Genomic DNA, 24,598 nt, shown 5'->3' on the forward strand with positions numbered 1-24,598 from the left:
CCGTCCGCCGTTCCGGGCTTGCCAGGACCGGGCGCGTATGGGGGAGGATGGCAGGGACCATACGAAGGGAATTCCACGGTGAGCATCGACCCGTCCTCGATTCCGAATTTCGGGGGCCAGCCCGAACCGCAGCCGTCGGGGCCTGATGGTCCCGTCGTCCCCGACCAGGACCTGGTCAAGCAGCTCCTTGAGCAGATGGAGCTGAAGTACGTCGTCGACGAGGAGGGTGACCTCGCCGCCCCGTGGGAGCAGTTCCGCACGTACTTCATGTTCCGTGGTGAGGCGGAGCAGGAGATCTTCTCCGTCCGTACGTTCTACGACCGCGTCCACGGCATCGACGAGAAGCTGAAGCTGCTGGAGGCGATCGACGACTGGAACCGTCGGACGCTCTGGCCCAAGGTGTACACCCACACCCACGACGACGGCAGTGTCCGTCTGATCGGTGAGGCATCGATGCTGGTCGGCACCGGTGTCTCGCTCGAACACTTCGTGTCGAGCACGGTCAGCTGGGTGCGTGCCTCGATCGAATTCGACAGGTGGATCGTCGAGCAGCTCGGTCTGGAGGCCGAGATCGAAGGCGACTCCGACGAGAAGCCGGGCGACGACGAGGACTGACCTCCGTCCGCCGCCGGCTGCCCGGGCCCCGTAACCGACGCCCTCGGTTCCGGGGCCCGCGTCGTCGCAGCCCGCCCGCGCAGCCGGGCTACAGCCGCTTCAGCCGGCTCGCCGCCTCCTCCAGGACGGAGACGCTCTTGCAGAAGGCGAAGCGGACGAAGGGCGCGCCCTGGTCCTGGTGGTCGTAGAAGACGGCGTTGGGGATGGCGACGACCCCGGCGCGCTCGGGGAGGGAGCGGCAGAACGCGAAGCCGTCCCCCTCTTTGGACAGCGCGGCGCCGAGGGGCCGGATGTCGGTGGTGATGAAGTAGGTGCCGGCCGGGCGGTAGACCCCGAAGCCGGCGTCGGCCAGGCCGGCGGCGAGGATGTCGCGCTTGGCGCGCAGGTCGTCGCGGAGCCCGGTGAAGTAGGAGTCCGGGAGGGCCAGCGCCTCGGCCACGGCGTACTGGAAGGGGCCGGCCGAGACATAGGTGAGGAACTGCTTGGCCGAGCGGACGGCGGTGATCAGTGCGGGGGCCGCGGTGACCCAGCCGACCTTCCAGCCGGTGAACGAGAAGGTCTTGCCGGCCGAGCCGATGGTGACGGTCCGCTCGCGCATGCCGGGGAACGACGCGAGCGGCAGGTGCTCCCCCTCGAAGACGAGGTGTTCGTAGACCTCGTCGGTGATGACCAGCAGGTCGCGCTCGACGGCCAGCGCGGCGACGGCGGCGAGCTCGTCGCGGGACAGCACGGTGCCGGTGGGGTTGTGGGGGGTGTTGAGCAGGATGAGGCGGGTGTCGTCGGTGATGGCGTCGCGGAGCTCGTCGAGGTCGAGGTGGTACGTGCCGGTCTCCGCGGACGGGCGCAGCGTCACCGGGACGCGCCGACCGCCGGCCATCGCGATGCAGGCGGCGTACGAGTCGTAGTACGGCTCCAGCGCGATGACCTCGTCGCCCGGTTCGAGGAGGGCCAGCAGCGAGGCGGCGATCGCCTCGGTGGCGCCGGCGGTGACCAGGACCTCGGTGTCGGGGTCGTAGGACAGCCCGAGGTGCCCGTAGAAGCGCTGCTGGTGGGCGGCGACGGCGGCGCGCAGCTCGGGGACGCCGGGACCCGGCGGGTACTGGTTGCCGCGGCCGTCCCTAAGGGCGCGCACCGCCGCCTCCCGGACTTCCTCCGGACCGTCGGTGTCGGGGAAGCCCTGGCCGAGGTTGATGGAGCCGGTGCGTTGGGCGAGCGCCGACATCTCGGCGAAGATCGTGGTGCCGAAGGCGGCGAGGCGGTGGTTGAGCAGCGGTCGGTCCATGCGCGCCATCCTCCGCCGAACCTCTGGAGTTCCTCAACTGTGCTTTGAGCCGCCCGGGGCCAGGGCATCAGCCCCGCACTGACGACGAGGACGGCCGCCGGCCAGGGCGGCCTCCCGGCGCACGGGGCGCGGGCGGAGCGATGCTCCCCCACTGCCTGAAGGGCGTGGGAGGTACCCCCACGCTTCGGGGGACGGAAGGAGTGTGAGGCAGTGATCCTGGGAATCGCGGCGATCGTGCTGTGCGTGGGGGTGGCGATCGCCCTGCTGGCGGTGGTGATCGTGGCCGCGCGGGGCGGCTCCCGCAAGGGGAACCGGAAGTACGCCGGCCACAGCGGGTACAAGAGGTCCGGCAGCGGCACCGCCGCCGGCGCCGGGGGCAGTTGGTGGGTCGCCGGCGGTGACACCGGTTCCGGTTCGGGCGGCGGACACCACCCTCACCACTCCTCGTGCGGCGGGGGCGGCCATCACGGCGGGCACTCCTGTGGCGGGGGTTCCTCCTGTGGCGGTGGTGGTGGCTGTGGCGGCGGTTCCTGAGAGTGGCGCCAGGGGGCGCTGAGGCACCCCCGCAGGCGCTCGTACGCATGTGCCCATGGCCGCGGAACGCGCTCGTCCGCGGCCGTGGGCACACTGCTTCTCCGGGCTGGTCCGGTCCTTGTCCGGCGGTCTTCCGGGGCCCCGTTCCGGCACACATGCGGGCAGCTCATGCGACCTTGCATATGCGCCCGGCGCGTGGCGCAAAATCGCCCAACAGTCTTTGTGCGATGGGGTGTTGAACAGGTGAACTGCATGGCCCTCTAGGGGATGGAAACCAGGGCGAAGATGGGTAAAAACGCTGTGGGAGTCACGCCATCCGTGGTTCCCTCTCCCTTGAGAATCCCCCAGTTCTCGGACCTTCGCGTGGGCACGAGCCGGCAGGCAGTCGTTCATCCCTGATCCCCTTCTCGGGCGGGCCGGCCCACCATCCACTGCGTGCTTGCGGAGCCGACCCATGCTCACCACTCTGAAAACGGCGTATACCGATACCCGAGCATCCGACCTGGCCTGGGCGCTGGGCAGGGAACCCTTGCCGGCGCTGGCCGTACTGAATCTTCAACTCGACGACGCCCAAGTGCAGTTGAGGCTGCTGGGGGCGTCCCATCAGGTGCTGCTCGACGAGGAGCACGGCACCTGTTCGGAAACCGTCGCCTGTATGCCGGGCAGCAGTACGCCGTTGCCGCTCGGCGTGGCCAAGCGGTTGGGCGACTGGGAGTACGAGTTCGCCGCGCACGTCGAGACGCTCTCGCGCGGCTCGTTCGCGGGGCGGGCGCAGGAGCTGCTGGCGTTGGTCGCCGAGCATCCGCACGGCCTCGCCGGCACCTTCCCCGGCTCGCCGCACGCCTTCACCGCGATGTTGGCGCAGCGTCAGCAGGGGCAGGTGCGATGGCGTACCTGGCACGCGTATCCGCAGGAAGGGCGGCTGGTGGCCACCCGTACGAGGGTGGGGGTGCGGGCGGTGGTCGCCGCCTGAAGGCGGTCGTCCCCGGGGCCTGCCGCACCTTTCCGTGCGCGACTCCGTACACGACTCAACTGGTGTGGGGGGCACGCACACTGCACTCGTGTGGGTGACATAGAGGCACCGAATCGTCACGTAGCGTTCATGTCATGATCGACCCGCCAGAGCCTCTCGTCGCCGGCACGCTCGGGCCGCCGGAGGTCCGGACGCCGGCCCGGCTGCCGGTGCCGTCCGGGCTCGGTCGGCTGCTGGTGCTCGTCGTGGTCTTCGTCTGTGCGGCCTGCGGCCTGGTCTACGAGCTCGAACTGGTCGCCCTGGCAAGCTACTTGGTCGGCGACTCGGTCACCCAGGCGTCGGTCGTGCTGTCCTTCATGGTCTTCGCGATGGGGGTCGGGGCGCTGCTGGCCAAGCGGCTGCGCTGCCGGGCCGCGGTCGGCTTCGGCGCGGTGGAGGCGGTGCTGGCGCTGGTCGGCGGCGGCTCCGCGATGGCGCTCTACGCCTGCTTCGCCTGGCTGGGCCAGTCCCGCACCGCGCTCGTCGGCTTCTCGTTGGGCATCGGCGTGCTGATCGGCGCCGAGATACCGCTGTTGATGACGCTGATCCAGCGGGTGCGCCGGCAGGACGCGGGCGGCGCGGTGGCCGACCTGTTCGCCGCCGACTACATCGGCGCGCTGGTCGGCGGGCTGGCCTTCCCCTTCCTCCTGCTGCCCCGCCTGGGGCAGTTGACGGGCGCGCTGGTCACCGGGGCGGTCAATCTCCTCGCCGGCGCGGTGCTGGTGCTGTGGCTCTTCGGCCGCGATCTGACCACCCGCGCGCGATGGGTGCTGGTCGGCGTCAATGTGCTGGTGCTCGCGCTGTTGGGCACCGGCGTGGCGCTGGCCGGGCCGTTCGAGCGGGCCGCGCGCCGGGCGGTGTACGGGGCGGCGGCCCGGGTCGCGGAGCGGACCGCCGTCCAGGAGGTCGTGCTGACCGGTGGCACGGGCGATCCGCGCGAGATCGGGGCGGGTTCCGGACGAGGGAGGAAAGGTTCCGGCAGACCGCTGGAGCTGTTCCTCGACGGGCGGTTGAGGGTCAGCTCGGACAGCGAACGGGTCTATCACCAGGCGCTGGTGGGCCCCGCGATGTCGGGCGGCCCGCACGGCCGGGTGCTGGTCCTGGGCGGCGGTGACGGGATGGCCGTGCGCGAGTTGCTGCGCTACCGCGCGGTCCGGTCCGTGACGGTCGTCGAGATCGACGCCGAGGTGGTGCGGCTGGCCCGCACGGACCCGGGGCTGTCCGCCCTCAACCGCCATGCCCTCGACGATCCCCGGGTGCGGATCGTCACCGCCGACGCCTTCAACTGGCTGCGTGGCCAAGGCCCTTCGGTCGGCCGGCCGCCGGAGCGCTACGACGTGGTCGTCTCCGACCTCCCCGACCCCGGGATCACCGCCAGCACCAAGCTCTACTCCCAGGAGTTCTACGGACTCGCCGCCCGGGTGCTGGCCGCCGACGGACGACTGGTGGTGCACGCCGGGCCGCCGCGCGCCCGGGCCCGGACGTACTGGACGGTGGAGGCGACGCTGCGCTCGGTGGGCCTGCGGACCCTGCCGTACCGGATCCCCGGCCGGCCGTCGGAGTTCTCGGGCGGCCCGGACCGCTCGGTCGCCCCGCAGGACGGGCCCGGCACCGACGACCGACCGCCGGTGGCGCGGTCCTTCGACCAGCTGCGGCCCTCCGCCGTGCCACCGGACGGGGCGGGGTACTGGGGCTTCGTGCTGGCCGCCCGGCGACCGCCCCGGCTCGGCACGGTCCCGGACGCCCCGCCCACCGTCGTCCCGCTGAGCGCCGTGCGGGCCGGCTGGCGCGGCGCGGCCCGCGAGCGGATCCCCGGACTGCCGCCCTCGACGCTGATGCATCCCCGGTATCTCCAGTGACCGGCAGGCCCGGTCCGCAACGGGACACGGGACCGGTCCGGGGCCCGCACCAGAAAGTTCGCGCCGGAGCGGGCACGGGCGGCGGGGGCGCTGGGTAGGCTCCCATGCCATGGAGCATGAGGTGTACGTCCCGTTTCCCGTCGGGACCGTGCGGCAGGCGCTCACCGAACCGGAGCGCGTGGCGCGCTGTGTCCCAGGAGTCCAACTCGATGCCGACGCCGTCCCGCACCGCCCCGAGGGCCGGCTGCGGCTGCGGGTCGGCAGCTCCACCATCACCTACCGCGGTGCGCTGACGGTCGGCGACGGCCCTAAGGACGGCCCCGCCGGGACCGGAGACGCGGCCGCACCGGTGACCGTCGAGGCGAGCGGCACCGAGACGCGGGGCGACGGGACGGTGGCGCTGACGCTGACCGTGCGGCTGGCCCCGGCCACCGAGCCCGGTCCCGGGACGACCTTGGTGTGCACCGGCACGGTCCGCAGCGAGGGCCGGCTGGCCGCGGTCGACGGGCAGACCGCGGCGACCGCCGGACGGCGCCTGCTGGACCGCTTCGCGGAGAACCTCGCGGCGGATCTGACGGACCGGCCGATCGCGGAGGCCATGGGCGAGGCCCCGGACGAGGCCGGGCCGGTGTCGCAGAGCATCTTCGACACCGAGGTCCCGCCCTCCTCGCTGGATCCGCACAGCGCGGCGGAGGACGACGTCGATGTGGTGGCCGACCCGGACGAACCGGAAGTCGACGCGGCGGACGAGAGCGCCGCGGAGGACGTCTTCGCCGCGGACGACGACGAGGACGGGCTCGACGCGGCCGGAGGTCCGGAGGAGCTCTCCGGGGACGCGCCCGCGGAGGCCGCGCACGCCCGCCGGACGATGATCGGGCGCAGCGCGGAGGAGGTGGACCACGCCCCGCCGCGCGGTCGGTACGCGCCGGTGCCCGCGCCGGAGACCGGCGGGAGCTCGCTGCCGCTGCGCTGGGCGGCCCCCGCCGCCGCGGTGGTGCTGGCCTCGGCCGTGGTCGTCGGGCGGGTGTTGCGGCGACGCCGGTGACCGGGCGGCGCCCGGGTCCCGGCGGGCGGGCGGGGGCACCGTTAGGGTCGCTTCCGTGAGCACCGAGAACACCACGCAGAGCGCGGCGCGGGAGCGCGGCGCGGACGGCGTACGGCTGTCCGCCGGGGACACCGAACTGACCGTCCACCCTGACCACGGCTGCCGGATCGGCAGCCTGCGCGTCGGCGGCACGGAGTTGCTGCGGCAGGGCGACAAGTACGGCTGCTTCCCGATGGTCCCGTGGTGCGGCCGGATCGACCACGGGCGGTTCCGCAACGGCGGTGAGCTGCACCAGATGCCGGTCAACTCCCCGCCGCACGCCATCCACGGCACCGGTCGCAACCTCCGCTGGCACACCGCGCGGGCCGGCGACACCACGGCCGCCTTCACCTACGAGCTGACCGATCCCGCGGCCCCCTGGCCCTATCCGGGGACCGTCACCCAGGTCGTCGAGCTGGCCGAGGACGGGGGTTCGCTCACCCTCACCATGGGCGTCGAGGCGACCGGCGACTCCTTCCCGGCGCAGGCCGGCTGGCACCCGTGGTTCCTGCGGAACCTCGGCGAGGGCCAGGACGTGCAGATCGACTTCGCCCCCGAGTGGCAGGAGGAGCGGGGGCCGGACCACCTTCCGACCGGTCGCCGGATCACGCCGAAGCCCGGGCCCTGGGACGACTGCTTCGGGATGTCGCGCGGGGTCGAGGTGACGCTCACCTGGCCGGGACGGCTGGAGCTGACGGTGTCCAGCCGCACCGAGTGGGTCGTGGTCTACGACGAGCAGGAGGCCGCGGTCTGCGTGGAGCCGCAGTCCGGCCCGCCGAACGGACTGAACACCGCCCCGCGCCTGGTCACCCCGATCGATCCGCTGGAGATCTCCACGACCTGGAGCTGGCGCGCCCTGTAGCCGGCGGACGCCGGGGTGGGAGCGCTGTCCTAAGCTCGTGCGCATGACTGACGACGTGCGCGGCGAGCTGCTGCAGCAGATCAAGGACAAGGCCGTGGTGCACGGCAAGGTGACGCTCTCCTCCGGCAAGGAGGCCGACTACTACATCGACCTGCGCCGGATCACCCTCGACAGCCAGGCGGCGCCGCTGGTCGGTCAGCTGATGCTCGACCTCACCGCCGACCTGGACTTCGACGCGGTCGGCGGGCTGACGCTCGGCGCCGACCCGGTGGCGACGTCGATGCTGCACGCCGCCGCGGCCCGTGGCCGCCGGCTGGACGCCTTCGTCGTCCGCAAGGCGCAGAAGGCGCACGGCATGCAGCGCCGGATCGAGGGCCCGGACATCAAGGGCCGCCGGGTCCTGGTCGTCGAGGACACCTCCACCACCGGCGGCTCGCCGCTGACCGCCGTCGAGGCGGCGCGGGAAGCCGGCGCCGAGGTGGTTGCAGTGGCGACGATCGTCGACCGCGGTGCGGCTTCGGCCATCGCCGACGCCGGGCTCCCTTACCTCACCGGCTACCAGCTCGACGACCTCGGCCTGAGCTGACGACACGATCGGGTCGTTCTCGCTGACCTGTGGTTTTGCCGGGAATCCGGTGTTTCACGTGAAACGGGGAGCAGGGTTTCACGTGAAACACCGGGCGCCGTTTCACGTGAAACGGCGCTCCCCCGGGGACCGCGGCCGTACGGGCGATGTGGAGCCGGTCGGTGAGTCTGGGAGTATGTGCCACGGCGAAGTCGTCGCCCCCTGGTCAGGGCCAAGAACGCACACCCCGCACACACAAGGAGCGGACAGATGCCCATCGCAACCCCTGAGGTCTACAACGAGATGCTGGACCGGGCGAAGGCAGGCAAGTTCGCCTACCCGGCCATCAACGTGACGTCCACGCAGACGCTGCACGCGGCGCTGCGCGGTTTCGCCGAGGCTGAGAGCGACGGCATCATCCAGATCTCCACCGGTGGTGCGGAGTTCCTGGGCGGTCAGCACAACAAGGACATGGTCACCGGTGCGGTGGCGCTCGCCGAGTTCGCGCACGTGGTCGCCGAGAAGTACGACGTCAACGTCGCGCTGCACACCGACCACTGCCCCAAGGACAAGCTGGACGGCTACGTCCGCCCGCTGATCGCGATCTCCGAGGAGCGCGTCAAGGCCGGCCGCAACCCGCTCTTCCAGTCGCACATGTGGGACGGCTCCGCCGAGACCCTCGCGGACAACCTGGGCATCGCGCAGGAGCTGCTGCCCCGCGCCGCCGCCGCCAAGATCATCCTTGAGGTCGAGATCACCCCGACCGGTGGCGAGGAGGACGGCGTCACCCACGAGATCAACGACGAGCTCTACACCACGGTCGAGGACGCGCTGCGCACCGCCGAGGCGCTGGGCCTGGGCGAGAAGGGCCGCTACCTGCTCGCCGCCTCCTTCGGCAACGTGCACGGCGTCTACAAGCCGGGCAACGTCGTGCTCCGCCCCGAGCTGCTGAAGGACCTCCAGGAGGGCGTCGGCTCGAAGTACGGCAAGGCGTCGCCGTTCGACTTCGTCTTCCACGGCGGTTCCGGCTCCACCGCCGAGGAGATCGCCACCGCGCTGGAGAACGGCGTGGTCAAGATGAACCTCGACACCGACACCCAGTACGCCTTCACCCGCCCGGTCGCGGACCACATGTTCCGCAACTACCACGGTGTGCTGAAGGTCGACGGCGAGGTCGGCGACAAGAAGACCTACGACCCGCGCAGCTGGGGCAAGCTGGCCGAGGCCGGCATGGCCAAGCGCGTCAGCGAGGCGTGCGCCAACCTGCGCTCCACGGGCACCAAGCTGAAGTAAGCGCCCATGGCTCCTGAAGGGCCCCGCAGCCGTATCGGTTGCGGGGCCCTTCGGCATCCGGGGCCGCCGGTGAGCGGGTGGCCGCGGAACGGGGCATGCTCACCGTATGGAGCAAGGGGCCGGGAGCGAGCCGGGGCGGGTCAGGCTGGCCTCGCCGCAGGGCCGCTGGGTACTGACCACGGCCGTCCTCGGCTCGGGGATGGCGATGCTGGACAGCACGGTCGTCAATGTCGCGCTGCCCAGGATCGGCGCGGACCTCAACGCGGATCTGGCGGTCCTGCAATGGACCGTCACCGCCTACATGCTCACCCTCTCCTCGCTGATCCTGCTGGGCGGATCGCTCGGCGACCGGTACGGCCGGCGCCGGATCTTCGTCATCGGCGTCATCTGGTTCGCGGCGGCCTCGCTGCTGTGCGGGCTGGCGCCGAGCGCCGGGGTGCTGGTCGCGGCCCGCGCGCTCCAGGGCATCGGCGGCGCGCTGCTCACCCCCGGCTCCCTGGCCCTGATCCAGGCGGTTTTCCACCCCGACGACCGGGCCCGGGCGGTCGGCGCCTGGTCCGGTCTGGGCGGCGTGGCGGCGGCGGTCGGCCCGTTCGTCGGCGGCTGGCTGGTGGACGGCGCCGGCTGGCGCTGGGTGTTCTTCCTTAACGTGCCGCTGGCGGCGGCCTGCGTGCCGATCGCGCTGCGGCACGTCCCCGAGACCCGCGAGCGCGGCGCCGGCGGCGCACACGGATTCGACGTGCTCGGGGCGGTCCTGGGCGCGCTGGCGCTGGCCGGGGTCAGCTACGCGCTGATCGAGGCGCCCGGCCGGGGCGCCACACCCGCGGTGATCGTGCCGGCCGTGGCCGGGATCCTGCTCGGGGCGCTCTTCCTCCGCGTCGAACGGCGGCGCCCCGATCCGATGCTGCCGCCCGCGATCTTCGCCATCCGCCAGTTCACCGCGGTCAACGCGGTGACGGTGTGCGTCTACGCGGCGTTCGGCGGCTTCTTCTTCCTGTCCGTGCTCCAGCTCCAGGTCGTCGTGGGCTACTCGGCGCTCCAGGCCGGCACCGCGCTGCTGCCCACCACCGTGCTGATGCTGCTGCTGTCGGCCCGCTCCGGCGAGCTGGGCCAACGGATCGGACCGCGCATCCCGCTCACCGTCGGCCCGGTGCTCTGCGCGGTCGGCATGCTGCTGATGACCCGGGTGGGCCTCGGCGCGTCCTACGTCGTCGACGTGCTGCCGGCACTGGTGGTGCTGGGCGCCGGAATGGTGACCCTGGTCGCCCCGCTCACCGCCACCGTGCTGGCGTCGGTGGACGTCGACCGGGCCGGCCTGGCCAGCGGCATCAACAACGCCGCGGCCCGGGCCGCCGGCCTGATGGCGGTGGCCGCACTGCCCCTCCTCGCCGGGATGGGTCCCGAGGCGTACCGCTCGGCCCCGGCGTTCGAGGCGGCCTTCCGCCGCGCCATGCCGCTGTGCGCCGGAGTGCTGCTGGCGGGCGCGCTGATCGCCTGGCTGACCGTCCGCGGCGACGTCCTGCACGCCACGGAACCCGAGGCCACGGAGCCGTGCCACGCCGAGTGCACCTACCACTGCGGCGTCTCCGCCCCACCCCTGGACCCCGGCGAACACACCACGGAACACCCCCCGGACCAGGCGGCCCACCCCAACCCACCCCCATGACCACCCGCACTGACCCGCTCACCCAAGCCCCCACTCACCGGATTCCCCCCATTCACGGGAGGTGGCGGGCCGGAGGGGCAGGGGGTGTCCGGACGTAAAGCGCAGCAGTCCGGACACCCCCTGCCCCTCCGGCCCGCCACCGCACCCAACAGTCCGCGCCGCAGGCGCACAACCAAACCCCCACGGCGGGATACCCGACAACGTGGGCGGCCGGCCAAGCGCAGCGAACGGGCAGACTGGACCCATGCCCATTCACGAGAACCTCCTCGGGGGACCGCCCCCGACCCACCTGCCCGACGACCCGGAGCCCCGCGAGATGCTCGCCTCGGGCACCGCGCCCGCCGATGTCGCCGCGAAGTACCCGGCCTCCTCCCTGGCCTGGGCCCAGCTGGCCGACGACGCCTTCGAGGCCGGCCGGGTGGTGGAGTCCTACGCCTACGCCCGCACCGGCTACCACCGCGGCCTGGACGCGCTGCGCCGCGCCGGCTGGAAGGGCCACGGCCCGGTGCCGTTCGAGCACGAGCCCAACCGCGGCTTCCTCCGTGCGCTGCACGCCCTCGCCCGCGCCGCCCAGACGATCGGTGAGCAGGAGGAGTACGAGCGCTGCACGGCCTTCCTCCGCGACTCCTCGCCGACCGCGGCCGACACGCTCTCCTGAGCCGCCGCGACCGCCCGTCCCGGCTCCCGGGGCGGGCGGTCCGGGAGGCCGCGGGCGTGCGCCGGCTCTTGCGCGGTGGTGACGCAGCGCCGATGATTTCCAGTGGGCCGGGTCAACCCGCGCCCGAGGGGACCGGGGCTCCCGAGCCGACAAGGAAGGAGCGGACCGCTACCCGGTAGTTCGCACCTGAGGAGTCCCTCATGTCGCAGCCGTCTCCCACCCACCCCGCGCACCGCGCCCCGGATACCGCGGCCGCCGAGGCGGACCCGCCGTTCGGCCCCGACCTGAGCATCGGCGCCGGCAATGCCACCCCGTACGAGGACTACGTCCAGGCGAGCGTTCTCACCCACCTCCAGCACCTCCAGTCCGACGACCCGGGCGAGATGGTCTTCCTGGTCACCACCCAGGTGATGGAGCTGTGGTTCACCGTCATCGTCCACGAGTGGACGACCGCCGCCGACGCGCTGCGCCGGGACGACCTGCCGGTGGCGATGGACGCGCTGCGCCGTTCCACGTGGGAGCTGGAGGCGCTGAACGCCGCCTGGAAGCCGCTCGCCCGGCTGACGCCCGCGCAGTTCAACGCCTACCGCGCCGCGCTCGGCGAGGGCAGCGGCTTCCAGTCCGCGATGTACCGGCGGCTGGAGTTCCTGCTCGGCGAGAAGTCCGCGTCGATGCTGGTGCCGCACCGCGGTTCCCCGCAGGACCACGCCGCGCTGGAGAAGGCGCTGCACGAACCGAGCCTGTACGACGAGGTGCTGAGGCTGCTGGCCCGCCGCGGCCACCCGATCCCGGAGACGGTGCTGCGGCGCGACCCGACCCGGCGCTACGAGTCGGACCCGGCGGTCGAGGAGGTCTGGGCCGCCGTCCTCGCCGGCGCGCAGGATTCCGAACTCGCCCGGCTCGGCGAGCTGTTGACCGATGTCGCGGAGCTGGTCTGGCGCTGGCGCAACGACCATCTGGTCGCGACCCGGCGGGCGATGGGAGCGAAAATGGGTACCGGCGGATCCGCGGGAGTCGCCTGGCTGGAGAAGCGGGCCCGCAAGAACGTCTTTCCCGAGCTGTGGACGGCGCGAAGCCATGTCTGAGAGCCGTGAGACCCCGAAGAGCCCCGGCCCGGCCGTCGCCGGGGCGCGCAAGGCGGCGATCCGCGCCGCCGAACTGGACGCCGCCGGGCCGCTGACCACGACCCGCGAGAGGTTCGTCCTCGACGACACCGTCTATCTCGACGGCAACTCGCTCGGCGCGCTGCCCCGGTCGGTGCCCGACCGGATCGCCGAGGTGATCCGCCACGAGTGGGGCGAGCTGCGCATCCGCTCCTGGACCGAGGCCGGCTGGTGGACCGCGCCCGAGCGGATCGGCGAGAAGATCGCCCCGCTCGTCGGGGCGGCCCCGGGCCAGGTGGTGGTCGGCGACTCCACCAGCATCAACGTCTTCAAGGCGGTGACCGGCGGCATCCGGATGGCCGGCAAGGGCTGCACGGAGATCCTGGTCGACGCCACGACCTTCCCCACCGACGGCTATATCGCCCGCTCCGCGGCCCGGATGGCCGGCCTCGCGGTGCGGCCGGTCGAGCCCGCGCGGATCGCCGACGAGGTCACCGAGCGGACCGCGCTGGCGCTGGTCAACCACGTCGACTACCGCACCGGCGAGCTCAACGACATGGCCTCGATCACCGCCGCGCTGCACAGCGCGGGCGCGCTGGCGGTCTGGGACCTGTGCCACAGCGCCGGTGCGCTGCCGGTCGCGCTGGACGCGTGCGGGGTCGACCTCGCGGTGGGCTGCACCTACAAGTACCTCAACGGCGGCCCGGGTTCGCCCGCGTACCTCTACGTCCGCAAGAGCCTCCAGGAGCGGTTCGAGTCGCCGCTGCCCGGCTGGAACTCGCACGTCGACCCGTTCGGGATGGAGCCGGGCTACACCCCGGCCGACGGTGTCCTGCGCGGTCGCGTCGGCACCCCCGACATCCTCTCGATGCTGGCCCTGGAGGCGGCGCTGGAGGTGTGGGAGGGGGTCGCCATCGAGGACGTGCGCGCCAAGAGCCTGGCGCTGACCGACTTCTTCCTGGAGTGCGTGTCGGAGTACGCGCCGCCCGGCCGGGTCCGCTCGGTCACCCCGCACGAGCACCGGCGGCGCGGCAGCCAGGTCTCGCTGGCGTGTTCCCCCGGGGTCTCCTCCGCGGCCGCGCAGGGGGGTGCTCCCGTGGCCGGTGAGGTGATGGCGGAGCTGATCCGGCGCGGTGTGGTCGGCGACTTCCGGCCCCCGGACGTGCTGCGCTTCGGCTTCACCCCGCTCTACACCACCTTCGCGGACGCGGAGCGGGCGGCGTGGGTGTTGGGCGAGGTGCTGCGGGAGCAGCCCGCGGCGGAGTCCGCGTCAGGGCCGGAGCCGGCGTCGGCATCGGCGCAGGAGTCCGCGGCCGGCGGCGACGCCGGGTGAGCGCGGCGGACGAGGAGGCGGCGCTGCTGGGGCTCGCCCCGGTGGCGCCGGACCGCACGGTCGCCTACGGCCCGCACCCGGACCAGGTCGTGGACCTGTACGGGCGGTGGCCGGGGGCCGGGCCCCTCGTCGTCCTGCTGCACGGCGGGTTCTGGCGGGCCGCGTACGACCGGCGCCATCTCTCGCCGTGCGCGGCGGAGCTGGCCCGGCGCGGGCTGCCGGTCGCGCTCGCCGAATACCGCAGGGTCGGTGCGGGCGGCGGCGCGCCGCAGACGTTCCAGGACGTCACGGCCGCCGTCGCGACCGCGGCCGAGGCCGGGGCGGCGCCCGGCGGCCCGCCCCGCGAGCTGGTGCTCGTCGGGCACTCCGCGGGCGGCCATCTCGCGCTGCTCGCCGCCGCCCGCCCCGGTCCGGTCACCCGGGTCGTCGCCGTGGCCCCCGTCGCCGACCTCGCCCGCGCCCACGAGCTGGGGCTCAGCGGCGGCGCGGTGGCCGAGCTGCTCGGCGCCGGGCCCGGTTTCGCCGGGCGGCTGGCCGACGCCGACCCGGTCCGCCACCCGCCCGCCGGCGTCCCCGTCACGTTGCTGCACGGCACCGCCGACCCCGACGTCCCGCCGGACCTCTCCCGCCGCTACGCCGCCGCGCACCCCGCCGCCACCGCGCTGCGCGAACTGCCCGGCACCGGCCACTACGCCCCGCTGACGCCCGGCACCGACGCCTTCCGCACCCTGCTCGGGCTGCTGTGCGGCGGCGGTCCGGGCACCGCGGGGCCCGACGGAGCCGCGTAGTACTTGAGACGGATGTCGGCAGATCCGCTTCGGTGGGGACGCCCGGCGGGCCGTTGCTGTTTACCGTGGTGTGCGTGAACAAGACGACTCAGAGCCAGGGCGACCTGCACTCGGAGGCGCGGATAGCCCACGGCGTGCTGCACACCGTGCGCCAGGACCTGTTCGTCGGTGCCTTCGCCTTCCGCCCGCTTCCGCCACTGGACGACGCCAGGCTGGCGCGGCGGCTGTCATGGCTTCCGGAGCGGGCCCGGCGCTGGGCCCGCTGGCTCCCCCACGGCGCCGTCGCCTTCCTCGCGGCCTGCATCTTCCTGGGGTCCGTCGGCCCCGGTTACGACGCCAGCGCGCCGCGGCAGCTGCTGGACGTCGTCCTCGCGCTGATGATGGCGGTGCCGCCGGTGCTGGTCCTCTCCCGGCCGGTGGGCGCCTTCTGGCTGTCGCTGCTGGCGTTCGGGGTGGAGGCGATCGGCGCCCGGTTCTTCTCGCCGTACGCCAATGTCTGGAGCTCCGTCTTCGCCGTCCACCTGGCCGTGATGGCGCTGGTGGTGCTGCGCACCCGGCCGCGGCTGGCCGTGGAGATGTGGGCGGTCACGTTCGGGCTGGGCTCGGTGGTCTCGGTGCTCGTCCGGAACGGTGCGCTGGGCGACATGCCGCCGGTGGCGTTCTTCTCCGGCGTCGTCCTGGTCTCCGTCGCCGCGGTCCGGGCCTGGCGGGAGGAGCGCCGGCAGGTCGTCGAGACCCGCAGCGTCACCGCCGAGGAGCGCTCCCGCCGCACCCTGCTGGAGGAGCGCGCGCTGATCGCCCGGGAGCTGCACGACGTGGTGGCGCACCATATGTCGGTGATCGCCATTCAGGCCGAGGCCGCACCGTACCGGGTCACCGACCCGCCGCCCGAGCTCGCCAAGTCCTTCGCCACCATCCGGGAGAACGCCGTCGCGGCGCTCACCGAACTCCGTCGCATCCTCGGCGTGGTCCGCTCCGAGGACCCGGACGCCTTCGCCGAACGCGACCCGGAGGCCCCGCAGCCGACCCTGGCCAGCCTGGACGCGCTGCTGGACAGCGTCCGGGGCGCCGGACTGACCGTCGAGTCGGTGGTCACCGGGGCCGCCCGGCCGCTGCCGCAGGGCGTGGAGCTGTCGGCGTACCGGATCGTGCAGGAGGCGCTGAGCAACGCGCTGCGCCACTCACCCGGCGCGGACGCGCGGGTGGAGATCTCCTACGTCCTGGGCGGGATCGGGCTGCGGATCGTCAACGGTCCCCCGAGCCGGCTCGCCAAGCCGTCGCCGGGCGCCGGCCACGGGCTGCTCGGCATGCGGGAGCGGGTGCAGATGCTCGGTGGGGAGATGACGGCCGACCGCACCGAGGAGGGCGGCTTCGAGGTCGCGGCCTTCCTGCCGGTGGCGAACACGGCGGCGGAGACCGCACGGGGCGGGAGCGGAGCATGATCCGGGTACTGATCGTCGACGACCAGGTGATGGTCCGCGAGGGCTTCTCCGTGCTGCTCAACGCCATGCCGGACATCGAGGTGATCGGCGAGGCCGTGGACGGCCGGCAGGCGGTGCAGAAGGTCGCGCTGCTCAAGCCGGACGTCGTCCTGATGGACATCCGGATGCCGGAGATGAACGGCCTGGAGGCGACCCGCGAGATCGTCGCCGCCGACGCGGACGCCAAGGTGCTGGTGCTGACCACCTTCGACCTGGACGAGTACGTCTACCAGGCGCTGCGGGCCGGGGCCAGCGGCTTCCTGCTCAAGGACGCCTCAGCCGGCCAGCTCGCCGAGGGCGTGCGGATCGTCGCCGCCGGGGAGGCGCTGCTCGCCCCCACCGTCACCAAGCGCCTGATCAACGAGTTCTCCCGGCTGGGCTCGCCGCGCGCGCCGGCGCAGGAGCGCATCGGCGATCTGACGGAACGGGAGACCGAGGTCCTGGTGCTGGTGGCCCAGGGCCTGTCCAACGGCGAGATCGCCGCCCATCTCGTCGTCGCGGAGTCGACGGTGAAGACGCACGTCAGCCGGATCCTGGTGAAGCTGGGGCTGCGCGACCGCACCCAGGCGGCGGTCTTCGCCTACGAGGCGCGGCTGGTGACACCGGGCGGCTGACGACGGCGCTGCCCATCCGGCGGCGCTGTCCACACCCTGTGGACGGCGCCGCCGTCGAGCAAGGTGCGCCGCCGGAGTCCGCTACAGCTCCGACGGCGCACGACCGGGCCGGCCGGCACCGGCCGGCCTCGGCTAATGTCGGTCGATGTCAGCCGATATCAGCTGATGTCGCGGCGGCGCAGCCCGACCAGACCGGCGGATATCAGGACCACCGACAGGGCCGTCAGCCACAGGAACGGCGCGGCCGTCACCGCCCCGCCGGGCAGCTTGGGCAGGTGACCGTACGGCGAGAGGTCCAGCGCCCACTGCGGCAGCCGCAGCACCGGGCCGAACCAGCCGAGGGCGAGGCAGCCGCCGGTCAGTGCCCAGACCGCGCCGGCGGCCCGGGGCAGCAGGCCGAGCACGGCCATCGCCACCGCGGCGAGCGTCCACACCGCCGGGACCTGGGCGAGCGTCGCGGCCAGCACCCGGCCGGTGCCGCCGGCGACATCGCCGACCGAGGCGCCGTAGGCGATTCCCAGGGTCAGGCCGGCGGCGGCCAGCACCACGGCGGTGCCCGCCAGCGCGATGACCAGATGGCCGCCCGCCCAGCGCAGCCGGCCCACCGCGCCCGCCAGGACCGGCTCGGCGCGACCGCCGGTCTCCTCGGCGCGCATCCGGAGCACCGCGCCCACCGCGTAGAGCGCCGCGACCATGCCGAGCAGGCCGGTGATCGAGGCCAGGAAGGCGTCCGTCAGGGACTGCTGTCCGCCGAGCCGCTCGAAGATCTCCCGGGTCCGCTGATTGCCGTCGACCAGGCTCGCGGCTCCTTTGGCGATCCCGCCGAACACCGCGCCGGCGAGCGCGAGACCGGCCGTCCAGCCCGCCAGGGTGGTCCGCTGCAGCCGCCAGGCCAGGCCGGTGGGCCCGCCGAGCGAGCGCGGCGCCCGGGCCGGGCCGGGGCGGGCCGGCAGGAAGCTCATCCCCAGGTCGCGGCGGGCGGTCAGGGCGTAGGCCGCCGCGGTCGCCAGTGCCGTCGCGGCGGCGAGGAGCAGGACCACCCACCAGCGTTCGCCGGCGTAGGCGCGCAGGCGCTGGGCCCAGCCGATGGGGGAGAGCCAGGTGAGCGGGGAGCCGCCGTCGGCGGATGCGTCGCCGGCGGCGCGCAGCGCGAAGGCGGCGCCCAGGACCGTGCCGGTCAGCCCCTTGGCCAGCCGGGCGCTCTCGGTCAGTTGGGCGGCGATCGCGGCCAGGGCGGCGAAGAGCAGGCCGGTGCCGCCGATCGCGACGCCCAGGGCCAGCGATCCGCCCGCCGACAGGCCGGACGCGGCGAGCCCGGCGGCGGTCAGCGCGGCGACCCCGGCGTCGGCGACCAGGGCCGCCAGCAGGGCCGCGGTCAGCGGCGCCCGCCGGCCCACCACGGCGGCGGAGAGCAGCTCCTGGCGGCCGCTCTCCTCCTCTTCGCGGGTGTGCCGGACGACGATCAGCAGGCTCATCACGGCCGCGAGCACCGCCCCGAACCCGGCCATCCGCCAGGCGACGAGACCGCCCAGGGAGTCGCCGAAGACCGGTCCGTACAGCGCGCGCAGCGAGCCGTTGGCGTTCATCGACGCGGCCAGCTCGGCGCGCTTGGCGGCGGTGTCGTAGAGCGACGCGAAGGACGGGCCCGTGGCGACGACGGAGAGGCCGAGGAGCAGTACCCAGACCGGGATCATCAGCCGGTCGCGGCGCAGCGCCAGGCGGAGCAGGGTGCCGGTGCCCGCCAGATGGCGCGGACCGCCCGGGCGGACGGCGGCGGGCGCGGCCGGGGCGCTCATCGGGCGACCGTCCCGGCGGGCCGGGCGCCGTCCTCATGGCCGGCGTCGGGGCGCAGGTCGTCCTGGTAGTGGCGGAGGAAGAGCTCCTCCAGGGTGGGCGGGGTGCTGGTGAGGCTGCGCAGGCCGGCCGCGCCGAGCGGGCCGAGCACCGCGCCCAGCCGGTCGGTGTCGGCCTGGAGCCGGACGCGGCAGCCAGGGCCGCCCTGGAGCGGCTGGACGGTGAGGCCGTGGACCCCGGGCAGCCCGTCGAGTCCGGCCGGCGGGCCGGCCAGCTCGGCGACGACGGTGGTCCGGGTCAGGTGGCGCAGCTCCCCCAGGGAGCCGGATTCGACGGTGCGGCCCTTGCGGATGATGCTGACGCGGTCGCAGAGCGCCTCGACCTCGGACAGCACATGGCTGGAGAGCAGGACGGTGCGGCCGCGGTCGCGCTCCTCGGCGACGCAGCTCTGGAAGACCTCCTCCATCAGCGGGTCCAGCCCGGAGGTGGGCTCGTCGAGGATCAGCAGGTCGACGTCGGAGGCGAAGGCGGCGACCAGGGCGACCTTCTGGCGGTTGCCCTTGGAGTAGGTGCGTCCCTTCTTCGTGGGGTCGAGCTCGAAGCGCTCCAGCAGCTCGTCCCGCCGGGTGGCGTCCAGGCCCGCCCGTCGCCCGCCACCGCCCATCCACGGGGGGCGCTTCGCGGCGCTGCCCCGATGCAGCCGCCCGTAGAGGTCGATGACCTCGCCGCCGGAGAGATTGCGCCACAGGGTGACGTCCCCGGGGACGTAGGCGACATGGCGGTGGATCTCGACGGCGGAGTGCCAGGGGTCCTTGCCGAGGACCTGCACGGTGCCGCCGTCGGAGCGCAGCAGCCCCAGCAGGACGCGGATGGTGGTGGACTTCCCCGCCCCGTTGGGCCCGAGGAAGCCGTGCACCTCACCGGGCTCGACGTCGAGGTCGAGGCCGTCCAGCGCGTGGGTCCGGCCGAAGGACTTGTGGAGGCCGGCCACCCGGATCGCGGGGAAGGGAGGGATCGCCTTCGTCATGATTTCGAAGGTACGCTAGCTTCATAAATTTGTGAAGTTAAGAAACCGTATAAAGTTGGAGATGTTGCGCTGAACAGGGGAGATGATGCGGACATGAGCGAGCAGTACGAGCGGGGAGCGGGCCGGCCGGCCCGTGACGACGAGGCGATCCTGACGTTCGTCGAGCGCTTCGCGGCGCAGATGGTGGACGCCGGGATGCAGCGGATGCCGGCCCGCGTCTTCTCCTGCCTGCTGGCGTCCGACTCCGGCGTCCTGACCTCCGCCGAACTGGGCGAACGGCTCCAGGTCAGCCCGGCGGCCGTCTCCGGCGCGATCCGCTACCTCTCCCAGGTGGGCATGGTCAGCCGCGAGCGCGAGCCCGGTTCCCGGCGCGACCGCTACCGCGTCCACAGCGACCAGTGGTACGAGGCCATGGCCCGCCGGGACAGCATCCTGACCCGCTGGGAGGACGTGCTCCGGGAGGGCGTGGACAGCCTCGGCCCGGACAGCGCGGCCGGCCGCCGGCTCGGCGAGACGCTGGCCTTCACGGAGTTCATGCAGCACGAGCTCCTCGGCATGATGGAGCGCTGGCGCGACCACCTCGGAAAGCTCCGCACGGACGAGACGGACGAGGCGGACGAGCCCACCCGGTGGGCGGCCGGTGGCACGCCGCGGGAGACCGGCCCGGCCACGCGGCGCTGACCGGCGCGCCCACTCCTGCCGTGCCCCGCGCCTACTCCTGCCGTGGCAGGCGCAACCGCCAGGCCCCCGGCTGCACCGTCCAGGTCCGGGTCCGCACCGGCCCGCCGACCAGCGCGTCCGCCCGGTAGTGGAAGTCCGCGCCGGACACCGTCACGGCCCGCGCCCGCACCCGTATCGGCCGTTCCTCGCCCGGCCAGTGCACGACGACCTCGGCCAGTCCGCCGGGCCGCCCCGCAGGGTCGTCGGCCCCGGCCTCCCCGTCGCCTCCGGCGCCCGGCACCACCGACACCCCGCGCACCGGCCGGTCCAGATCCGCCAGCAGCGCCCCGTCGGCCTCGATCCGCAGCCGCAGCCGCTGCGCGGGCACCCGCCCCCGGCGGCCCCCGCCGGCCTCGGCCGCCCCGGGCCGGGGCGCGCCCCACCGGCCGGCCGCGGGCGTGGCCAGCAGCGACAGCGCCGTACGGGCGGTCCGGGCGGCCGGCTTCCACCAGCCCCGGTGCCCCGGATCCGCCGCGTCGGCCCCCACGCCCCCGGGCGCCGCGGCCCGCCCCGGATACCCGGCGACCCCGCCCGTCGCCCCGTGCACCGCCGGCTCCCCGGGCGCGCCGTACGCCGCGTACCCCGGCAGCGCCCCGGCCCCGTCGCCGCACGGGATCCGCAGCCCGCCCAGCACGATGCCGTCGCTGTCGTCCGTGAGCAGGTCCATCGGCCGCTCCCCGCCGTCCAGGACGGTCCGTGCGGCGGCCACCGCGTCCGTGGGGACGCCCAAGGCGCGGCTCAGCGCGACCGTCTCCGGCGGGCCCACCGGCACCATCGACAGCGGCACCCCGGCCAGCTCACGCTCCCGGTGGAGCAGGCTCACCGCCCGCAGCAGCGCCCGGTCGTCGCCGACCACCACCGGGTGCCGCCGACCGCGCCGGGCCAGTGCCTGGGCGAATTCCTCGGGGCCCTCCGGGAGGCAGATCTTCGCCCCTGCGCCGGCGCACAGAACGTCCTTCGCGATCCGCACGGATTCGCCGTCCGTCCTGCGGGCGACCGGGTCGATGACCACAAGCAGAGGGCACCCCCGAACGGAGTCCGCGGGAGAGTGCCCAGAAGACTGCGCCGACACCTCGGTCCTTCCTCAGGTAGCATCTCGGTGCAAGAGCCCCTTGCGCTATTGCGCCAGGGGCTTCGTCTATTCCGGGGCACCGGTCCGACGGCTCCGGCGACGACGTACGCGTGACCACGCGGGCGTCGCGCCGTCCACGCACGTTGGACATGCCCCGCCCGGAAGGGGTGTACGCCTGTGCCCGCACTTGTGCTGCTCGGTGCTCAGTGGGGTGATGAGGGCAAGGGAAAGGCCACCGATCTGCTCGGTGGGTCCGTGGACTATGTCGTGCGTTATCAGGGCGGCAACAACGCCGGCCACACGGTCGTCGTGGGCGACCAGAAGTACGCACTTCACCTCCTCCCTTCCGGAATCCTCTCGCCGGGGTGCACCCCGGTCATCGGCAACGGCGTCGTCGTCGACCCGGCGGTCCTGCTCTCCGAGCTGAGCGGACTCAACGAGCGCGGCGTCGACACGTCCAAGCTGCTGTTGAGTGGCAACGCGCATCTGATCACGCCGTACAACATCACCACCGACAAGGTGACGGAACGCTTCCTCGGCAAGCGGAAGATCGGCACCACCGGCCGCGGCATCGGCCCGACCTACGCCGACAAGATCAACCGCACCGGCATCCGGGTCCAGGACCTCTACGACGAGTCGATCCTGACCCAGAAGGTCGAGGCGGCCCTCGACGTCAAGAACCAGCTGCTCACCAAGCTCTACAACCGCCGCGCCATCGAGGCCGGCCAGGTCGTCGAGGAACTGCTGGGCTACGCCGACAAGATCAAGGGCTATGTCGCCGACACCACCCTGATCCTCAACAAGGCCCTGGACGACGACAAGGTCGTGCTCTTCGAGGGCGGGCAGGGCACCCTGCTCGACATCGACCACGGCACGTACCCCTTCGTCACCTCCTCGAACCCGACCGCGGGCGGTGCCTGCACGGGTGCGGGCGTCGGCCCCACGAAGATCAGCCGGGTCATCGGCATCCTCAAGGCGTACACCACCCGGGTGGGCGCCGGTCCGTTCCCGACCGAGCTGTTCGACGAGGACGGCGAGGCGCTGCGCCGGATCGGCGGCGAGCGCGGCGTCACCACCGGCCGGGACCGCCGCTGCGGCTGGTTCGACGCGGTGATCGCCCGCTACGCCACCCGCGTCAACGGCCTGACGGACTTCTTCCTCACCAAGCTCGACGTCCTCACCGGCTGGGAGCAGATCCCGGTCTGCGTGGCCTACGAGATCGACGGCGAGCGCGTGGAGGAACTCCCCTACAGCCAGACCGACTTCCACCACGCGAAGCCGATCTACGAGATGCTGCCGGGCTGGTCCGAGGACATCACCCAGGCCAAGACCTTCTCCGACCTGCCGAAGAACGCCCAGGCGTACGTCAAGGCACTGGAGGAGATGTCGGGCGCCCCGATCTCCGCGATCGGCGTCGGCCCGGGCCGGGACGAGACGATCGAGATCAACTCGTTCCTGTCGTGAGCCGTCCGGTGGGCCGCGCGGCGCGCCCGTAGCGGTTCGGTCCCCGTCGGGGACACCTGACGCCAGGGGTGGCGGCGGGGGCCTGGTGCCCTTGCCGTCACCCCTTCTTCGCGTACAGCAGCGGTGCCAGGCCGCCCGCGTCGTCGAAGGTCCGCCGCAGCTGCCCGTCGATCAGCTCCAGGGTGCTGCGGGAACCGGGACGGCAGGTGTCGGGCGGGCCGGAGACCACGGTGGACGGACCGAGCCGCACCGGCGGGCCGACGCTCTCCAGGGTCGCCGCGAAACGGCAGTCGTACGTGGGGCCGGTGGCCTGCATCCGCAGGACGGTCTCGCCGGGCTTGCCCTGGACGAGGGTGAAGCGGCGGACGTCCACGGTGGAGTCGCCCACCGTCGTCGACCAGATGCCCAGGTAGCCGGCCGGAATGCCCCCGGGGGCCGGTGGCCGGCTCGTGGCGCCCCGCTCGGTGGCGGCGGCGCTGCCGTCCGAGCCGCCCAGCAGCGCGTACCCGGTGGCGGTGCCGGCCCCGGCAAGCACCAGCACCGCAGCGGCCAGCAGCGCCCGGCCCTTGCGGCGGCGGCGCGCCGGGGACGGGCCGGCCGACGGCGCCACGGTGGCCGGAGCCGTGGCGGACGTCCCGTGCGGCCGGACGGCGGTCGCCGGGACCGCGCCGTCCTGCGGGTTCTCGGCCTCCAGGAGCTCCACGGCGTGCCGCCCCAGGCGGGCGATCAGCGCCCCCGGGAGCCACGGTTCGTCCTCGCCCGACCCGGCGGCGTCCGGGCCGGCCTCCGCGCGGGCCACCAGTTCCTCGGGCGCGGGGCGCCGCGCGGGGTCCTTGGCCAGGCATGCCGTGACCAGGTCGTGCAGTCCCTCGGTGAGCGCGGTCAGATCCGGCTCCTCTTCGGCGATCCGGTACATCATCGCGTGCGGCAGGGTCGTCTCGGTGCCGAACGGCTGGCGGCCGGTGGCCGCGTAGACCAGCACCGAGCCGAGGCAGAAGACGTCGCAGGCGGGCGTGAGCGGCTCGCCGCGGACCTGTTCGGGCGCCATGAAACCGGGGGAGCCGACCGCGGAGCCGGTGTGCGTCACCCCGCTGGCGCCGACGCCCTCCAGGGCCCGCGCGATGCCGAAGTCGATGACCCGCGGGCCGTCGAGGGTCAACAGGACGTTGGACGGCTTGAGGTCGCGGTGGATGATGCCGGCGGCGTGGACGGAGCGCAGCGCGCGGGCCAGCCCGGCGGCCAGGGTCCGCACCGTGCGCTCGGGCAGCGGGCCGTGCCCGCCGACCGCCTGCTGGAGGGAGGGGCCGGCGATGTAGCCGGTGGCCACCCACGGGGTCTCGGCCTCGGTGTCCGCGTCCAGGACGGGCGCGGTCCATTCCCCGCCCACCTTGCGGGCGGCCCGCACCTCGCGGCGGAAGCGGGCCCGGAACTCCTCTTCGTGGGCCAGTTCCGCGCGCACCAACTTGACCGCGACGGTCCGGCCGCGGTCCGAACGGGCCAGGAACACCCGGCCCATGCCGCCCTCGCCGAGCCGCCCGAGGAGGCGGTAGTCGCCGATCCACTGGGGGTCGTGCGCGCCCAGCGGTGCCAGCCCTCCGAGCCGTCCGCCCTGTCCCCGCTGCCCCGCCGGTCTCTGCTGTGCCATGGTCCCCCGCCCTTTGCCCGACTTTCCCCCGCCTCCGCCCCACGGGAGCGTCCGCTCGTCCGCGGTGAGGATACCGAGGCCGCGCGCACGGCCGGTGGGGCGGTATTCGGCCAAGGCGCGCACCCGT

The 24,598-nt window shown here is 73.7% G+C and carries 22 protein-coding genes; 17 read left to right on the forward strand and 5 right to left on the reverse strand.

What is annotated here, in order from left to right; all coding sequences use genetic code 11:
- The first annotated feature begins 78 nt into the window (after positions 1–78).
- Positions 79–615 (forward strand): YbjN domain-containing protein, encoded by a 537-nt coding sequence (locus SNOUR_RS21135; protein ID WP_039634965.1) that lies wholly within the window; start codon positions 79–81, stop codon positions 613–615.
- A gap of 88 nt (positions 616–703) precedes the next feature.
- On the opposite strand, the gene SNOUR_RS21140 is transcribed toward SNOUR_RS21135, so the two are convergent.
- Positions 704–1,897, reverse strand: a complete 1,194-nt coding sequence (locus tag SNOUR_RS21140) for a pyridoxal phosphate-dependent aminotransferase (RefSeq protein ID WP_067358581.1) — start codon at positions 1,895–1,897, stop codon at positions 704–706.
- Between the two features lie 210 nt (positions 1,898–2,107).
- Between SNOUR_RS21140 and SNOUR_RS21145 the strand changes: the two genes are divergently transcribed.
- The 14 genes from SNOUR_RS21145 (at position 2,108) to SNOUR_RS21210 (ending at position 16,749) form a co-directional block, all read left to right on the forward strand.
- On the forward strand, positions 2,108–2,431 hold the full coding sequence (locus tag SNOUR_RS21145) for a hypothetical protein (protein WP_312633044.1): 324 nt from the start codon (positions 2,108–2,110) through the stop codon (positions 2,429–2,431).
- A 454-nt stretch (positions 2,432–2,885) separates the two neighbouring features.
- Positions 2,886–3,404: a DUF2617 family protein gene (locus SNOUR_RS21150; RefSeq protein WP_067349542.1), complete on the forward strand. Its 519-nt coding sequence runs from the start codon at positions 2,886–2,888 to the stop codon at positions 3,402–3,404.
- A 134-nt stretch (positions 3,405–3,538) separates the two neighbouring features.
- Positions 3,539–5,302 (forward strand): polyamine aminopropyltransferase, encoded by a 1,764-nt coding sequence (locus tag SNOUR_RS21155; protein ID WP_067349545.1) that lies wholly within the window; start codon positions 3,539–3,541, stop codon positions 5,300–5,302.
- Positions 5,303–5,411: 109 nt separating this feature from the next.
- Positions 5,412–6,347, forward strand: coding sequence for an SRPBCC family protein (locus SNOUR_RS21160; RefSeq protein ID WP_067349547.1), 936 nt, complete (start codon positions 5,412–5,414; stop codon positions 6,345–6,347).
- A 55-nt stretch (positions 6,348–6,402) separates the two neighbouring features.
- Positions 6,403–7,248, forward strand: a complete 846-nt coding sequence (locus SNOUR_RS21165) for an aldose epimerase family protein (protein WP_067349550.1) — start codon at positions 6,403–6,405, stop codon at positions 7,246–7,248.
- 43 nt (positions 7,249–7,291) lie between these two features.
- Positions 7,292–7,834, forward strand: coding sequence for an orotate phosphoribosyltransferase (gene pyrE / locus SNOUR_RS21170; RefSeq protein ID WP_039634974.1), 543 nt, complete (start codon positions 7,292–7,294; stop codon positions 7,832–7,834).
- A 249-nt stretch (positions 7,835–8,083) separates the two neighbouring features.
- On the forward strand, positions 8,084–9,106 hold the full coding sequence (fbaA, locus tag SNOUR_RS21175) for a class II fructose-bisphosphate aldolase (protein ID WP_067349553.1): 1,023 nt from the start codon (positions 8,084–8,086) through the stop codon (positions 9,104–9,106).
- 106 nt (positions 9,107–9,212) lie between these two features.
- Entirely contained in the window at positions 9,213–10,772 is a 1,560-nt protein-coding gene (locus SNOUR_RS21180; RefSeq protein WP_067349556.1) for an MFS transporter, read from the forward strand.
- A 244-nt stretch (positions 10,773–11,016) separates the two neighbouring features.
- Positions 11,017–11,430 (forward strand): DUF3151 domain-containing protein, encoded by a 414-nt coding sequence (locus SNOUR_RS21185; protein ID WP_067349558.1) that lies wholly within the window; start codon positions 11,017–11,019, stop codon positions 11,428–11,430.
- Between the two features lie 200 nt (positions 11,431–11,630).
- Positions 11,631–12,515: a tryptophan 2,3-dioxygenase family protein gene (locus tag SNOUR_RS21190; RefSeq protein ID WP_099055714.1), complete on the forward strand. Its 885-nt coding sequence runs from the start codon at positions 11,631–11,633 to the stop codon at positions 12,513–12,515.
- Complete coding sequence (gene kynU, locus SNOUR_RS21195) at positions 12,508–13,866, forward strand: kynureninase (protein WP_067349561.1); 1,359 nt, start codon at positions 12,508–12,510, stop codon at positions 13,864–13,866. The genes SNOUR_RS21190 and kynU overlap by 8 nt, the downstream gene beginning before the upstream one ends.
- Positions 13,863–14,654, forward strand: coding sequence for an alpha/beta hydrolase family protein (locus SNOUR_RS21200; RefSeq protein WP_067349563.1), 792 nt, complete (start codon positions 13,863–13,865; stop codon positions 14,652–14,654). Before kynU ends, SNOUR_RS21200 begins: the two co-directional genes overlap by 4 nt.
- A 74-nt stretch (positions 14,655–14,728) precedes the next feature.
- Positions 14,729–16,096 (forward strand): sensor histidine kinase, encoded by a 1,368-nt coding sequence (locus tag SNOUR_RS21205; protein WP_312633055.1) that lies wholly within the window; start codon positions 14,729–14,731, stop codon positions 16,094–16,096.
- Positions 16,093–16,749 carry a response regulator gene (locus SNOUR_RS21210; protein ID WP_039634984.1) on the forward strand — a complete coding sequence of 219 codons (657 nt, stop codon included), beginning with the start codon at positions 16,093–16,095 and terminating at the stop codon, positions 16,747–16,749. The genes SNOUR_RS21205 and SNOUR_RS21210 overlap by 4 nt, the downstream gene beginning before the upstream one ends.
- Positions 16,750–16,907: 158 nt before the next feature.
- Here SNOUR_RS21210 and SNOUR_RS21215 read toward each other — a convergent pair whose 3' ends face one another.
- Positions 16,908–18,545 carry an ABC transporter permease gene (locus SNOUR_RS21215; RefSeq protein WP_067349566.1) on the reverse strand — a complete coding sequence of 546 codons (1,638 nt, stop codon included), beginning with the start codon at positions 18,543–18,545 and terminating at the stop codon, positions 16,908–16,910.
- Complete coding sequence (locus SNOUR_RS21220; protein ID WP_067349568.1) at positions 18,542–19,570, reverse strand: ABC transporter ATP-binding protein; 1,029 nt, start codon at positions 19,568–19,570, stop codon at positions 18,542–18,544. Before SNOUR_RS21220 ends, SNOUR_RS21215 begins: the two co-directional genes overlap by 4 nt.
- 93 nt (positions 19,571–19,663) lie before the next feature.
- Between SNOUR_RS21220 and SNOUR_RS21225 the strand changes: the two genes are divergently transcribed.
- The gene (locus tag SNOUR_RS21225; protein ID WP_079142811.1) at positions 19,664–20,251 is read left to right on the forward strand and encodes a GbsR/MarR family transcriptional regulator; all 588 of its coding nucleotides are present in this window, start codon (positions 19,664–19,666) and stop codon (positions 20,249–20,251) included.
- Between the two features lie 31 nt (positions 20,252–20,282).
- Here the strand turns inward: SNOUR_RS21225 and SNOUR_RS21230 are convergent, their stop codons facing one another.
- A complete protein-coding gene (locus SNOUR_RS21230) occupies positions 20,283–21,302 on the reverse strand; it encodes a diacylglycerol kinase catalytic domain-containing protein (RefSeq protein ID WP_067349571.1) in 1,020 nt (339 codons plus the stop codon).
- A gap of 237 nt (positions 21,303–21,539) precedes the next feature.
- Between SNOUR_RS21230 and SNOUR_RS21235 the strand changes: the two genes are divergently transcribed.
- Positions 21,540–22,826, forward strand: coding sequence for an adenylosuccinate synthase (locus tag SNOUR_RS21235; protein ID WP_067349573.1), 1,287 nt, complete (start codon positions 21,540–21,542; stop codon positions 22,824–22,826).
- Between the two features lie 97 nt (positions 22,827–22,923).
- Here the strand turns inward: SNOUR_RS21235 and SNOUR_RS21240 are convergent, their stop codons facing one another.
- Positions 22,924–24,471 (reverse strand): serine/threonine-protein kinase, encoded by a 1,548-nt coding sequence (locus SNOUR_RS21240; RefSeq protein WP_067349576.1) that lies wholly within the window; start codon positions 24,469–24,471, stop codon positions 22,924–22,926.
- Positions 24,472–24,598 lie beyond the last annotated feature (127 nt).

This window comes from Streptomyces noursei ATCC 11455 (assembly GCF_001704275.1).
GTDB classification, from domain to species: Bacteria; Actinomycetota; Actinomycetes; order Streptomycetales; family Streptomycetaceae; genus Streptomyces; species Streptomyces noursei.

What these genes read in the sequence shown, in the direction of transcription:
- SNOUR_RS21155 (WP_067349545.1), top strand. Translation starts at nt 3,539, where the DNA reads ATGATCGACCCGCCAGAGCCTCTCGTCGCCGGCACGCTCGGGCCGCCG.
- SNOUR_RS21220 (WP_067349568.1), bottom strand. Translation starts at nt 19,570, where the DNA reads ATGACGAAGGCGATCCCTCCCTTCCCCGCGATCCGGGTGGCCGGCCTC.
- pyrE (WP_039634974.1), top strand. Translation starts at nt 7,292, where the DNA reads ATGACTGACGACGTGCGCGGCGAGCTGCTGCAGCAGATCAAGGACAAG.
- SNOUR_RS21140 (WP_067358581.1), bottom strand. Translation starts at nt 1,897, where the DNA reads ATGGACCGACCGCTGCTCAACCACCGCCTCGCCGCCTTCGGCACCACG.
- SNOUR_RS21185 (WP_067349558.1), top strand. Translation starts at nt 11,017, where the DNA reads ATGCCCATTCACGAGAACCTCCTCGGGGGACCGCCCCCGACCCACCTG.
- SNOUR_RS21190 (WP_099055714.1), top strand. Translation starts at nt 11,631, where the DNA reads ATGTCGCAGCCGTCTCCCACCCACCCCGCGCACCGCGCCCCGGATACC.
- kynU (WP_067349561.1), top strand. Translation starts at nt 12,508, where the DNA reads ATGTCTGAGAGCCGTGAGACCCCGAAGAGCCCCGGCCCGGCCGTCGCC.
- SNOUR_RS21210 (WP_039634984.1), top strand. Translation starts at nt 16,093, where the DNA reads ATGATCCGGGTACTGATCGTCGACGACCAGGTGATGGTCCGCGAGGGC.
- SNOUR_RS21215 (WP_067349566.1), bottom strand. Translation starts at nt 18,545, where the DNA reads ATGAGCGCCCCGGCCGCGCCCGCCGCCGTCCGCCCGGGCGGTCCGCGC.
- SNOUR_RS21160 (WP_067349547.1), top strand. Translation starts at nt 5,412, where the DNA reads ATGGAGCATGAGGTGTACGTCCCGTTTCCCGTCGGGACCGTGCGGCAG.
- SNOUR_RS21240 (WP_067349576.1), bottom strand. Translation starts at nt 24,471, where the DNA reads ATGGCACAGCAGAGACCGGCGGGGCAGCGGGGACAGGGCGGACGGCTC.
- SNOUR_RS21225 (WP_079142811.1), top strand. Translation starts at nt 19,664, where the DNA reads ATGAGCGAGCAGTACGAGCGGGGAGCGGGCCGGCCGGCCCGTGACGAC.
- fbaA (WP_067349553.1), top strand. Translation starts at nt 8,084, where the DNA reads ATGCCCATCGCAACCCCTGAGGTCTACAACGAGATGCTGGACCGGGCG.
- SNOUR_RS21180 (WP_067349556.1), top strand. Translation starts at nt 9,213, where the DNA reads ATGGAGCAAGGGGCCGGGAGCGAGCCGGGGCGGGTCAGGCTGGCCTCG.
- SNOUR_RS21150 (WP_067349542.1), top strand. Translation starts at nt 2,886, where the DNA reads ATGCTCACCACTCTGAAAACGGCGTATACCGATACCCGAGCATCCGAC.